The 12060-nt window shown below is 66.4% G+C and carries 16 protein-coding genes; 7 read left to right on the plus strand and 9 right to left on the minus strand.

The annotated features are described in order from the left end of the window. The first annotated feature begins 67 nt into the window (after positions 1 to 67). Both RJ1_RS16530 and RJ1_RS16535 read left to right on the plus strand, forming a co-directional pair. The gene (locus RJ1_RS16530; RefSeq protein WP_073361773.1) at positions 68 to 688 is read left to right on the plus strand and encodes a hypothetical protein; all 621 of its coding nucleotides are present in this window, start codon (positions 68 to 70) and stop codon (positions 686 to 688) included. A gap of 15 nt (positions 689 to 703) precedes the next feature. Beyond that, the gene (locus tag RJ1_RS16535) at positions 704 to 1243 is read left to right on the plus strand and encodes a putative immunity protein (RefSeq protein ID WP_073361614.1); all 540 of its coding nucleotides are present in this window, start codon (positions 704 to 706) and stop codon (positions 1241 to 1243) included. A gap of 2 nt (positions 1244 to 1245) precedes the next feature. Here the strand turns inward: RJ1_RS16535 and RJ1_RS16540 are convergent, their stop codons facing one another. The 3 genes from RJ1_RS16540 to RJ1_RS16550 form a co-directional block, all read right to left on the minus strand. After that, on the minus strand, positions 1246 to 2136 hold the full coding sequence (locus RJ1_RS16540; RefSeq protein WP_073361616.1) for an alpha/beta fold hydrolase: 891 nt from the start codon (positions 2134 to 2136) through the stop codon (positions 1246 to 1248). A 38-nt stretch (positions 2137 to 2174) separates the two neighbouring features. Next, positions 2175 to 2510, minus strand: a complete 336-nt coding sequence (locus tag RJ1_RS16545) for a hypothetical protein (RefSeq protein ID WP_240319850.1) — start codon at positions 2508 to 2510, stop codon at positions 2175 to 2177. A 182-nt stretch (positions 2511 to 2692) separates the two neighbouring features. Further along, positions 2693 to 2995, minus strand: a complete 303-nt coding sequence (locus RJ1_RS16550) for a putative quinol monooxygenase (protein ID WP_073361620.1) — start codon at positions 2993 to 2995, stop codon at positions 2693 to 2695. Positions 2996 to 3099: 104 nt separating this feature from the next. On the opposite strand from RJ1_RS16550, the gene RJ1_RS16555 reads away from it, so the two are divergent. Both RJ1_RS16555 and RJ1_RS16560 read left to right on the plus strand, forming a co-directional pair. After that, positions 3100 to 3402 (plus strand): ArsR/SmtB family transcription factor, encoded by a 303-nt coding sequence (locus RJ1_RS16555; protein ID WP_073361622.1) that lies wholly within the window; start codon positions 3100 to 3102, stop codon positions 3400 to 3402. Next, a complete protein-coding gene (locus RJ1_RS16560) occupies positions 3399 to 3914 on the plus strand; it encodes an SRPBCC domain-containing protein (RefSeq protein ID WP_073361624.1) in 516 nt (171 codons plus the stop codon). The genes RJ1_RS16555 and RJ1_RS16560 overlap by 4 nt, the downstream gene beginning before the upstream one ends. 63 nt (positions 3915 to 3977) lie before the next feature. Here the strand turns inward: RJ1_RS16560 and RJ1_RS16565 are convergent, their stop codons facing one another. From RJ1_RS16565 to RJ1_RS16585, 5 genes are all read right to left on the minus strand, one after another. Beyond that, entirely contained in the window at positions 3978 to 5204 is a 1227-nt protein-coding gene (locus RJ1_RS16565; RefSeq protein ID WP_073361775.1) for a cytochrome P450, read from the minus strand. Between the two features lie 76 nt (positions 5205 to 5280). Continuing rightward, positions 5281 to 6126, minus strand: coding sequence for a DUF4097 family beta strand repeat-containing protein (locus tag RJ1_RS16570; RefSeq protein ID WP_073361626.1), 846 nt, complete (start codon positions 6124 to 6126; stop codon positions 5281 to 5283). Positions 6127 to 6585: 459 nt separating this feature from the next. Then, positions 6586 to 7113, minus strand: coding sequence for an Rv2253 family sensor-like surface protein (locus RJ1_RS16575; protein WP_073361628.1), 528 nt, complete (start codon positions 7111 to 7113; stop codon positions 6586 to 6588). 72 nt (positions 7114 to 7185) lie between these two features. Then, complete coding sequence (locus tag RJ1_RS16580; protein ID WP_073361630.1) at positions 7186 to 7578, minus strand: hypothetical protein; 393 nt, start codon at positions 7576 to 7578, stop codon at positions 7186 to 7188. An 86-nt stretch (positions 7579 to 7664) separates the two neighbouring features. Next, a complete protein-coding gene (locus tag RJ1_RS16585; RefSeq protein WP_073361632.1) occupies positions 7665 to 8384 on the minus strand; it encodes a TetR/AcrR family transcriptional regulator in 720 nt (239 codons plus the stop codon). 100 nt (positions 8385 to 8484) lie between these two features. Between RJ1_RS16585 and RJ1_RS16590 the strand changes: the two genes are divergently transcribed. From RJ1_RS16590 to RJ1_RS16600, 3 genes are all read left to right on the plus strand, one after another. Further along, positions 8485 to 8823, plus strand: coding sequence for a nuclear transport factor 2 family protein (locus tag RJ1_RS16590; protein WP_073361634.1), 339 nt, complete (start codon positions 8485 to 8487; stop codon positions 8821 to 8823). Beyond that, positions 8820 to 9620 carry an SDR family oxidoreductase gene (locus RJ1_RS16595; protein WP_073361636.1) on the plus strand — a complete coding sequence of 267 codons (801 nt, stop codon included), beginning with the start codon at positions 8820 to 8822 and terminating at the stop codon, positions 9618 to 9620. The genes RJ1_RS16590 and RJ1_RS16595 overlap by 4 nt, the downstream gene beginning before the upstream one ends. 144 nt (positions 9621 to 9764) lie before the next feature. Then, positions 9765 to 10682, plus strand: a complete 918-nt coding sequence (locus RJ1_RS16600) for an alpha/beta hydrolase (protein ID WP_073361638.1) — start codon at positions 9765 to 9767, stop codon at positions 10680 to 10682. 27 nt (positions 10683 to 10709) lie between these two features. On the opposite strand, the gene RJ1_RS16605 is transcribed toward RJ1_RS16600, so the two are convergent. Further along, complete coding sequence (locus RJ1_RS16605) at positions 10710 to 11210, minus strand: SRPBCC family protein (RefSeq protein WP_205415367.1); 501 nt, start codon at positions 11208 to 11210, stop codon at positions 10710 to 10712. Positions 11211 to 12060: the final 850 nt, after the last annotated feature.

Here is a 12060-nt window from a genome sequence, read left to right on the forward strand (position 1 = left end):
GAGCCTCCCGAACGGCGACAATGAGACAGTGTCATGAACATCGCCACGAGTAACAGGGGTGTCGAGCGTGGAGCAGTCAACGAAGCGGTACCGCGTGCGAAGGATCGGCGGGCGCGCGTCTGTCGCCCTCTTCTCGATCATCTCGGTGGGAGTTTTGCTGGCGGCCGGGTGTGGACAACAATCCACACAATCCGATGCCGAATCGCAGCAGGACGTGACGACATCCGCGACGAACCTGTTGCCGGAGGATGTTCTGGTCGCGTCGGACGTGGTGCAGAACTACTTTCCCGAGGTAGATGACCAGGCCACGACGAGTGAAAACCCGAATGCTTCCGGCACCCCCGAAGCGACGAGAATGGTGATCTACGAAGGGAGTGAGGGCAGAAGGGTAACTATTTCGGTTGATCAATATCCCAGCTCCGACGCAGCCTCGACCGCATTCGAGGAAGCGATCGGCAAAAGCGAAGTCGTCCAGGGTTTTGCGCCGCTACCAGCTCCACCCGATGTCGGCGACAAGGCATTCGCCGGCGTGGTAACTCAGGGAGCTGACACGCACATAGGATACGGCGCGCTCGCAGGCGACTACGTGGTCGGCGTAACCTCGGCCGGCTACCCGGCCACACCCGAGAACGTTGCAAAACTGACCGAACTCACTCGCGAGGCGGTCGCCAAAGTCGAGCCGGCATAGGGCAAACGAATTTTGATGATCGAACTCAGCATGGCTGAACTGCGCGAGATCACGGCCTATGCCGTGGCCTGCGCCGAGCCCGCTGTGGCGATCTTCGAGCGCGACTGTCCGGATGATCCGCGCCCACGAGCTGTGCTCGACGAGGCGCGCAGATTCGCCGCTGGGGGCAACCGGACGAAGACGCTACGCGTGACCGCGTTGGCGGCGCACCGGGCAGCACGGACAGCTCGCGAGAGGGAATGTGAAGCCGCAGTCGACGCGGCTCGCGCCGCCGGCCACGCGGGAGGAGCTGCGTACCTGCACCCGCTGGCGAAGGCGCACCAGGTCAAGCACATCCTCGGAGCGGCCGCCCACACGGCTCGCGCAATCGAGCTCGATGCCGGCGACGACCGTGACGTCGGCGCCGACTACATCGAGAAGACAGGAGGTCTGGCCGGCCCCGTCGTGGTGAGCGTGCTGACGCGTTACCCCACCGCCCCGGGTGGTGGCGGCCGGGTGGGAGAGCTGATGCGGAGTCTGGACGCATCGTTGCGGCAAGTGACGACCGATCGTTGAATTCAGTTCCGCTCTGGTGCAAGATCGTTCGCTACCAGCGCGAGAATGTCGTTCGCGTGACTGAGGGCGATGAAATGACCACCACCACTGATCGGGTGCCAGACAGCTCCCGGGGTCTTGTCCGCCACGGTCTTGTTGATGACCTCGGGCACCAGGGTGTCAGCGCTACCCTGCCAGAAATGAACCGGGCGCTCCACTCTGGTCATGTCGAACGGCCACGCCTTGTAGAGCATCGTGGCGTCGACGACGAGTCCGTCCGCGCCATGCCGAAAACACTCTCGCGCTGCCCCGAGAAACACCTCGCGGACCTTCTCGTCGGCCAGCACCTCCTGATCCGCGGGGCACGCCGACTGCGTGATCGCCTTCGCGTAGCGATCCTCGAAGTGCTTGGCGCTCATGCCGAGTATCTCGTACATGAGGGTGAAACCCGGGTGGAAGTGAAGCGCCAGGCGACCGCCCAGTGCATCCACGCTACTGAGATACTCCGCGGCCCAGTTCGATCCGAACGTTCCGTAGTTGCCACCGGCGATGCACACGACGTTGGCGAGGCGCGCGGGATCGAGATACGCGGCGGCGGCCAGAGCCCAAGGTCCGCCCTCCGACCAGCCGGTTACCGCGAATCGGTGTGCGCCGAAGGAGTCGGCCAGCAGCAGAAGATCTTCGGTCCAGCTCTCGAAGGTGCGGCCCGGCTGAAGATCGGACCCGCCTATCCCCGGCCGATCCGCGCAGACGAATCGCAATCCACGTGCCTTGGCAGAAGCATCGAACAGTTCGGCCTCCAGCCTGCTCGAGGGTCCCCCGTGGTTGTGCAGAACGAGTGGTCCGCCCGGGTCGCCGGCTTCGAGATAAGTGACAGTCCGGTTGCCGATCCGAATACTTCCCTCACGTGTCACGTGGACTCCTCACAGTCTCAGCGGAACGTTCTCCACATTCACCACACCAGGGTTTCGCCGCGCACGCGAACACTTCCGAAGAACCGCCTGTCGATATCCGTGCCGTCGCGGTTGTATCCGTTCATGAGTTCCGCCAGTTCGTCCGCCAGCGCTCGAAGTGCTGGGCTGACGGTCTCGATGCCGCCTTCCGGCACCCATCCCCAATCCGGAGGGACGCCGTCGATGGTGATGACGATGCCTGCATCGTGTGGCGTCTCGACCGCGTAGGTGATTCCAGGAGGTGCATCACCGATCGGATCGGACACCGCGAGCTGTCCGGGCAGAGTCGGCGTCGAGAACACCACTCGCGCGAGCGCGATGTCGTCGCGGATCATGTCCGCGATACGCGACAGACCCGCATGTCGGCCGACGCGATCGTGCCTCGCGCCATAAGTTCGGTCGCCGGTGCGAGGATGCTCGATCAGAGTTCGCAGGCGTGTGATTCGAAGGCTTGCGTTGCCGGCCACAGACGCAGGGTATCGCGCCCGCCCTTCATTCGGCGCCTACGTCACGTGCTTCATGCCGTGCTGTCCCCGGACAACGACCGCACGTCGGCGATGTCGTACTCCGCGACCGAGGCCGAAAGCATTGCAGTGCTTTGCTCGTCACTGGGACCGCTGCTGCGGAAAGTGTCGACCGCCGCTTGCGACTCCCAGCGTTCGAAGATGTTGATGCGGCAGGGATCGATCAGGTCGGCGGTGATGGCGAAGTCGAGGCAGCCGGCTGCACGCCGAGCCTGTTCGACGACGCTCACGCAGCCCGCGAGGTAGGGCTCGCGCTGCTGCGGTTCGACCGTGATGTGTCCCGCGACGATGACCATGGGTGCGCTCCTTCGTGTCGAGCCCGATCTCATTCCGTATAGACAGCATGAGCGCGCGAAACTCATCGGTTGTCGCTCATATCACCAACTGGTAATATGACGGCATGAGCGCCTACGCCGCCCTGGCCGAGCCGCACCGCAGGCAGATTCTCGACCTGCTGCGTGATGGTGAGCGGCCCGCCGGAGACCTGGTGAAGCGCATCGCGCTGAGCCAGCCCGGCGTGTCCAAGCACCTCAAGGTGTTGCGCGAGGCCGGGCTGGTCGTGGTGCGCGCGAACGGCAAGCAGCGTCTGTACGCGCTGAGCCCGGAACCCCTTGCCGAGGTCGACCAGTGGCTGGAGCCCTACCGCACGTACTGGTCGAATCGCCTCGACGCGCTCGAACGACACCTGGAGGAGAACCCATGACAGACGGAACCCTGGAGACGATCGACGGGCGCCCAGCGCTGCGCTTCGAGCGCACGGTCGCCCACTCGGTGGAGCGCGTGTGGAGGGCGGTCAGCGAGCCGGCAGAGCTCGAGCGCTGGTTTCCCGCAGCCGCCGACTGGACACCGGCGACGGGAGAGACCTTCGAGGCTTATGGCGCGACCGGCGAGGTCACCGAGGTCGATGCACCCCATCGCCTGGCGTGGACCTTCGGCGGCGAGCAGTACAGCTTCGATCTGTCCGCTCACGAAGATGGCTGTCGGTTGATCTTCATCCACGTCTTCACAGACCGCACGCTCGCAGCGCAGACCGCAGCCGGCTGGGAGACCTACTTCTCGCGGCTCGAGCCTCATCTCGCCGGTGGGTTCCTCTCCGAAGCCGAGGCGCACGAGTGGGACGCGTGGGAGAAAGTTCACGAGCGCTACGCCGAGAGCTTCGGCGTCGACCCGACGCCGGGTCGGCGCTTCGTGGAGGCTCAGCGCGCGGGTCAATGACGCTCCGGTGTCTCGTGCGGCTGTCGAATGGGACCGCACCCGCCGGGTGCGGTCCCATTCAGTTCACCTGGCAGCTTCCGTCCAGGTGACCGGAAGTTCGTGGACGCCATAGATATTCATGTCGGTCTTGAGTTTCACGTCTCCGGCGGGGATGGCGAGCTCGAGGGTCGGGAAGCGACGCAGCAGTCCCTCGAAACCGGCGCGCATCTCGATGCGGGCCAGTTGCTGGCCCAGGCACAGATGGACGCCGTGGCCGAAGGTCAGGTGACCGCGGGCTTTGCGGCGGATGTCCACGGTGTCGGGGTCGTCGAAGCGCCGGGGGTCGCGGTTGGCGGCCAGTAATGAGACGACGACGGTCGATCCCTTGCCGATCGTTTCACCGCCGAGTTCGATGTCCTCCGTCGCGTAGCGATAGAAGATGTCGGCAACGGACAGGTAGCGCATGAGTTCCTCGACGGCATCGGGCATCAGATCCGGGTCGGCGCGCAGTTCGGCCAGCTGCTCGGGGTGCTCCAGGAGTGCAAAGGTGCCCAGTGCCAGCATGTTTGCGGTGGTCTCGTGGCCCGCGAGCAGCAGCAGGAATGCGATGCCGGTGAGCTCCTCGATGGTGAGGTCGTCCTGGCGGGCCAGGTCGGACAATATGTCCTCGCCGGGCGCGGCGCGTTTCTGCGTCACGAGTTCGGCCAGATACGCGGCCAGTGCGCCGTACGCGGCAATCTTCTCGTCGAGCGACTGGTCCTTGACAAGGAACTTGGCGGTGTTGACCTGGAAGTTCTCCCGGTCCGCGTAAGGAACACCGAGCAGTTCGCAGATCACCAGCGAGGGCACAGGCAGCGCGAATTCCTTGACAAGGTCGACCGGCGGGGTCAGGCGCGCCATCTCGTCCAGTTGCCGCTCGGCGATGTCGATGATGTGCTCTTCGAGTTGCTTCATGCGTCTGACGGTGAAGGCGCCGGTGAGCTTGCGCCGCAGCCGGGTGTGGTCCGGCGGGTCCATGGCGATGAACAGGCCCGGCACCTGCGGGGACGGCTCGGTGGCGGCGGGCATGCCGGGGGTCTCGTACGGCACGTGGAGAATGCCGAGGTCCTGGCGGGAGCTGAACCGGGTGTCGGCCATGAGCTGGCGGACCGCGTCGTAGCCGGTGACGATCCAGCCCTCGTGACCGTCGGGGAAGACCATGGGACTGACGGGGCGAGCATCGCGCAGCCGGGTGATTCGGCGGGGCGGGTCGAAGGGGCCCGCATCGCGCTCCATGGGGAGGCCCTGCGGGATGGGAACCGTGCGACTCATCGGGTTTCCTCGCGTGGCGGTCGTCGGAGATTGCTTGACGGTCATGGTTTCCTCTTTCTCCAGGGCCAGAAGTGGATCAGGAACGGCGGATCGTGATGCCGCCGAACGAGGTGTGCGCGCGTACCTCGACGGTTTCGTCGGACGCCTCGGGCCGGGCGGTGTCGTCCAATCGGTTGTGCACCCGCCCGAACTTGGTGCGCACATCCAGCCGTGCGGAGGTGCCCTCGGCGATGCCGATCTCCAGGTCGCCCATCGCGGTCCCGAGCTCGACCGAGCCACGGGCCACCTCGCCGAGGCGGATGCGGCCGTTGGACGTCTTCGCCTCGACGCCCGCGCCGGCCCGGTCGACGGAGATGTCGCCGTTCGCCGAGCGCACCCGGACGTCGCCGGCGACCGCGTCGATCATGGTGTCGCCGTTGGAGTTCCTGACGACCACGGAGCCCTCGGTCTCGCCGATGCGGATCTTCCCGGAGCCGGTGTGGATCTCGGCGTTGCCCGCGACGCCGTCCGCGGTGACGTCACCGGCCGCGGTGTCTACACGCAGTGGACCGGTCCGCTCGAGCCGGACGTTTCCGGTGGAGGTCTTGAACCTGCAGTTTCCGAGTCGGCCCGTGCCGCTGAGGTCCCCCATCTGCATCTCGCCGGACACCTGCGAACCGCTGGGCAGGTCGATGAACACATCCACCGACCTGGTCTTGCGGGAGAAGTCGAAAACGCGCGCTTTCGGTCCCCTGACCTCGAGCACGCCGTTCTCGTAGCCGACGCGGACCCGCTGGGCGGCCTGCACGTCCGACTCGTCGGATTCGTCGCTCGGACGCACGTCGACGGTGGTGTCGGTCCGGTCGCTCGCGGTGATCCGCACAGTGCCGACGCCGAGCTCGAGCGCGACGGAAATCGGTTCGGGTGTCTCGAAATTGGGCATGGCTGTCCCCTTCTCATGGGTAGGTGAAACATCCCCGCAGGTCGGGGACTGGGTGTGGCGGAAAGCGGTGGGCTAGCGCACCCAACCGGTGAAGCGCTGCGCGGTCCGTTGGCCGCTCACATACGAGATCAAGTGCATGGCACCACTATGGCACCGCAATGGCACCAACGCAAGGTTTCATGGCTCAACAGGGGTCTTCTGCGGCATCACCAGGCGTTGGTCGCACGAAGAGTGCAGGTCAGAAGCCGATCCGCCACCTCGGCTGGTTTGCGCCACCGGGTGCCGGCAGCTGGCTGCAGCCGTGCCGGCCGCAGTGCAGACGCACCTCGAGCGGGCCTAGGACGCCGAGTGGCACCGGCTCGCAGCGGTTCACTACGAGTCGATACAACCGGTGTGCTCGGGTCTCGGATGGTCGGACATCGACGTGGCCGGCCGACTGCTTCGGGCCTCAGCCCGCGCCTATGAGCTGCTGCCGAATGGTCCGGGAGACGGTGCGACGGGATAGGCCGCGACGTCCATGATCACCGAGCCTTCGCACGGGCCACTGTCGATATCGGTACGCCAGGAACCGGTCAGCGTCCCGTCGGGTTGCGGTGTGTAGTACGCAACCGAGTGCGCCGGTGCCCACACCTTCGGCACGCCCTCGCCCTGGTAGCAGTCCCACTCCCAGTCGTAGGTGTGGACCCAGCTGGTTCCGTCCCAGGTGTACCGGGGCGGTTGCGGCAGTGTCGGGTTGACGGGCGTGGGCCCATCGGTCACGGTGGCCACGCAGGAGTCGTCCGTGCAACTCGTCTCGAATGTGTACGTATCGGCGAAGTCGGGCTCCCACTGCCGCGCGGCCAAACTCGTACCTTCCTTCGTCGCGGCGAAGCGCTGCAGCGAGTACTCGCCCGACCAGGACGGCTGCGTCGGTGCCGCCCCAGCAGGCACGGCCCCGACAACGGACCCGCACGCGATCAACGCGACGACCAGCAGTGCCTTGCGCATGGCGAGATTGAATCACAGAGAGGGCAACCGTGTGGCCATCCCGGATGAGACTCGGCCACGGATTTCGAGGCGCTACAAGAGCACTGAGTCGCCGCGCGGTCGGGGTCCGGCAAGGCCGGCAACGCCGGCAGCCACCCACGGAGCCACTACCGCGACAGCCTTGATCGCGCCGGACCGTCCGACCAGGCGGGCGCTGCAGATCCCCGCCAGCAGGTCGCCGGTGTCACTGGCGAGTCCGGCCGACGCCCACCGGCGGAACTCGTCGCGCCGGCCCCGCGTCCGGGCAACAACCGCACCCCCACCGAGGACGAGGTCGCGGATCCCGACCGTCCGCATCAACAGGGCGTTCGTACCGTTACCGGCGGCCTCCCGCGGCAGCACGACAGTCGGCGCCGCGACGAGCAGCACGCCGACGCCGATTCGGGCGGACGCGAGCAGCAGCGAAATGTCGACGCGCACGGTCATGACCGGGACAGTACCGCCAGGCGCGATCGGTGGTGGAGCGGAAGAATCCGTGAGCACGGCGAATCCCTGCGTCGGACGTGCCCGCCTCAGCGTGTGCTGAGTCGGTCGAGCAGCTCCTGCAGCAGCGCGGACTCGCCGGGGCTGAGCCCATCGGGGTCGTCCTCGACGAGCGCGCGGAGTGCGACTGCGGCACTCGCCCGGGTCGGTGTCGGGCGGGTCGAGCCCGGCCGACGGGGCTCGGACGGGTGGGTGACAACCCCCGCGATGGCCGCTTCACGGACGCGGCCGGACAAGTCCTGGTCGACCTGCCCTTCGGGCTGGGTGATCAGGGCCAAGGTGACTCCCACATTCGCGGCCAGGAGCTGGGCGGCGGCATCGCGCGGGGGCACCGCCAACGCGCCTGCGCGGGCGGCGGCGTCGAGCAGTTCGACGAGCATCGTCAGCGCGGGCGCGGTGATGCTGCACGGTGTGCCGGGCTCGACCCGTCCGTAGAGCAGGGCGTAGAAGGTGGGGTTGGTCAACCCGAACTCGACGTGACGGTCCCACCCTGCACGCACGTCGTCGAGCGGGTCTTCGGAGACGCCCGGCGCATGAGCCGGCGCGACGAACTGGGTGAAGCCGTGGTTGAGCACCGCGTCGATGAGACCCTGTTTGTTGCCGAAGTGGTGATAGAGCGTCGGGGCCTGCACACCGGCCCGTTCGCACACCGCCCTGGTGCTCACCGTCCGATCGACGGACTCCTCCAACAGCTGTGCCGCAGCGAGAAGCAAGCGATCCCGGGCATCCCCAGCGCGTGTAATTACCATTCCGCTACATTACTACTTGTACCGCTACATCAGTGCATATAGCGTATGTAGCGAAGGCTCTGTTCGCAGACGGCACATCCCGCTCCGAAAGGAAGATGTCATGACTTCAGCTGTTCCTCGGGCGGTCACCCGCTACTTCGAGGCCGACGCCCGCCGCGACATCGACGCTCTGGTCGCGCTGTTCACCGACGACGCGGTCGTCATCGACGAGGGCACGACACGTCGCGGGACCACCGAGATCCGAGGCTGGCAGACGGGGGCGGCGTCGGAGTTCGACTACACGACAGAGGTCCTCGGTGTCGCCGCCGCCGACGGCGACAAGGACCGCTACCTGGTCACCACCCGTCTCGACGGCAACTTCCCCGGCGGCACCGCCACGGTGACATTCGACTTCACCGTCAACGGTGAACTCATCAGCCGTCTGGAAATCGCACCATGACCACCACGGAGGCCATCCCCGCCGGTGCCGGTTCCTCCGGTTACGCAGGAAAGCGTGTGGTCGTCACCGGCGGCACTGCCGGCATCGGCGCCGCGGTCGTCGCCCAGCTCACCGCGGCTGGCGCCCAGGTGATGAGCGCCGCGCGTTCACGGCCGGAGCGGGCTGCCGACTTGTTCGTGCAAGCCGACGTGAGCACCGCGGAGGGCGTTCAGGCACTCGCCGCCCGGGCATTGGCCGAGTTTGGCGGGGTCGACGTCGTCGTGCACGTCGTGGGGGGCTCCTCGGCCCCGCCGGGCGGGGTCCTGGCTCTCACCGATGCGCACTGGCAGTCCGACCTCGATACCAACCTGCTCGCCGCAGTCCGGCTGGACCGGGCCCTCGTGCCGACGATGCTCGAGCAAGGCTCCGGGGTGATCGTGCACATCACCTCGATTCAACGTCGACTCCCGCTGGAATCGACCATCGCCTATGCCGCGTCGAAAGCTGCACTGTCGAACTACAGCAAGGCCCTGGCCAACGAGCTGGGCCCCCAGGGGATCCGCGTCGTCAGCATTGCCCCCGGATTCGTCGAGACCGACGCCGCCACCCGCCTCGTCGAACGGATAGCGCGGGAGTCGGGCACCGACACCCAGGCCGCCCGGCAGCAGCTCATGGACGCCCTCGGAGGCATCCCGCTCGGCCGACCAGCCCAACCCCACGAAGTGGCCGCGCTCGTCGCGTTCGTCGCCTCCGACCAGGCTGCCGCCATCACCGGAACCGAGATCACCATCGACGGCGGCACCATACCCACCACCTGACACCGCGATGCGGCGATGCCATGTGTGGAGTATCCGACAAGCCCTCACCATGTTTGCCCCGGATGACGACCGCTGACCGGCTACCTGTCTCGCGCAAGTCGCGGCAATAGAGTCGTGACGAGACCCCGAGTGTGAGGAGGGCGTGTGCGGTTCGCGCTGGACGGTGTGTTGGCTGACGTGCCTGCGGAGCAGGTCGATGAAGCCCGAAGCTTCTACAACTCGCGGGCGGCCGGCCGTGGCCCCAGCAGTCCCGAGGAGTTGAGGGACACGCGGGCGCGGCGGTCCGTTCCTTCTCCCGCCGATCCACCGGCGATCGAAGAGATGGTCGAAGCCGCGGGAGTGCGTGTCCCGGTGAGGATCTTCACTCCCACCGACGGCCGAGCGCGGGGCGTCTGTCTGGACATACACGGCGGCGGCTTCTACATGGACTCCGCAGCGCGAGACGACGTGCGTAACCGTGCGCTCGCAGAGGCTCTCCACGTCGCCGTCGTCAGCGTCGACTACCGGCTGGCACCCGAGCACCCGTGGCCGGCCGCACCCGATGACTGTGAAGCGGCGGCGCTCTGGCTCGTCGAACACGCCGGAGCCCGCTTCGGATCATCCCGACTGGCGATCGGGGGGCGATCGGCGGGAGCGACACTCGCTCTGGCAACCCTGCTCCGGCTGCGGGACAGAGGAGCCGTCGACGGGTTCACCGGCGCCGCACTCCAATTCGGCACCTATGACGTGAGCGCTCAGACTCCGGCCGGCCGTCGGATCGCGGACGAATATTTCATCCAGGCCTACGTCGGCCACGTGGAAGACCGCACTGCTCCGGACATCTCTCCCATCTACGGCGACCTCCACGGCCTTCCCCCGGCGCTGCTGGTCGTCGGGAGCAAAGACGTGTTGCTGGAAGACAATCTCGCGATGGCAGGTCGGCTGTCCGCCGCCGGCAACGACGTCGAACTCCGGATCTATCCCGAGTCGCCCCACGGGTTCACGGGTCACCCCACGGCACTGGCCAGGACGGCGCTCAGCGGCATCGACTCATGGCTGCGCGAGCGGATCGCCCAACCGTAGGCTCACTCGACGCCGACCGGCAGATGCCTAGCCGTCGGCCGTCCCGGCCCTGGACGTCGGTGCGGCAAGCTCGGCCAGGTGGTGCAGCGAGTTGGTGAGATGCTCGGGACCGAACGGCGGGAACTGAAGGTACTCCCGGATGAACTGCGGTACCGCCGACCAGTCGTAGGTGAGCGTGACCTCGGTCTCGGACGGACCACGCGGCACCAGGTCGTAACGCCAGGTCCAGCCGCCGAACTCCAGGTGACCGTCGTCCTTCTCCTGCCCCGTCAGCCAGCCGATGGCGCGCGGCGGGTCCAGCACCTCGACCTGGTTGGCCACCTGGTAGTCACCGTCCGGATGGTTGGGGTGGTACATGTCCATCCGGAAGATCTGCCCCACCTCGGTCAGCGGCGCCGGGTCGGCAGCTTTCTGCACCCATCCGGTGCCGTCGATCGCCGAATGGGTTTTCGGATCCGCCAGCACCGCGAACACCCTCGCGGCGGGCACAGCGACGGTCAGGGTGGCGCTCACGTTCTCTCGGTCCACGGTGTGCACGCTCCTTGTCACCTCGGGCCTCCCGCAGGTGCGAAAGGGAACATTCACTTATGCAGACTGCGCGGCGAAGCTGAATTTATCGGTCGTGTGGGTGGAACCGCACCCGGTCTTCACGAATCGGCCGCAGCAGAGTTTTCCCGGCTGGGCGAGCTCAGCTTGAATCCAGCGAATCCACTCACCTGCTCACGCACTGGCGGGGAATGCCCATTGCTTCCGCGATGTGGGCTTTCGGCGGCCCTCACGGTACCGATCGACGATCAGCACTCTGCTGTGGAACGTGGTTCGGGCATTGCTATGGGGCACGAGAACCTCCGGTTGATTGTGGGCCTTGGACAAGCCACACCCCAACCGGAGGTTCTCTTCAGTTCAAGCCGACACGCCCGCTTCCAACCCCGCGGCCGAGTACAACTAGGCGGCAGGGTATGCCTCAACTAGCTAGAGCCTGGGTGAGTCCGCATCGCACTCGCAAATGGAGATCGCCTGCCGGACTGCTTTCGCGGCCGCTCCGGCGTCATGCCGAATCGAACAAGTATGTCGCCCTCCGGCGCTGCGCTCCGCCGTACGGAGTCCAGCTCTGGGCGAATCGAAGCAGTTCCGCTGCGAAGCTCGGCCGTTGATTACCCTTTTCGCGGCTTCGCTGGACTCGTTGGCGATGTTTTCGGCGTGGGCGGTACGTAGCGAGCTGCGCTTGAATGTCAACATTGCCCGTCGACAGGTTGGCGGAGCGGGGCGATGAATTGTGTTCTCGTCCGGATCTTTGTGACGGTTACGTGCGGACACAATTAGACAACGTTCTATCTGGTAAGGGCGTGGATGCTTCCAAGGTCTCTCGGCAGTGGAG

Origin of the sequence: Rhodococcus jostii NBRC 16295, assembly GCF_001894825.1 — a bacterium.
GTDB classification, from domain to species: domain Bacteria; phylum Actinomycetota; class Actinomycetes; order Mycobacteriales; family Mycobacteriaceae; genus Rhodococcus_F; species Rhodococcus_F jostii.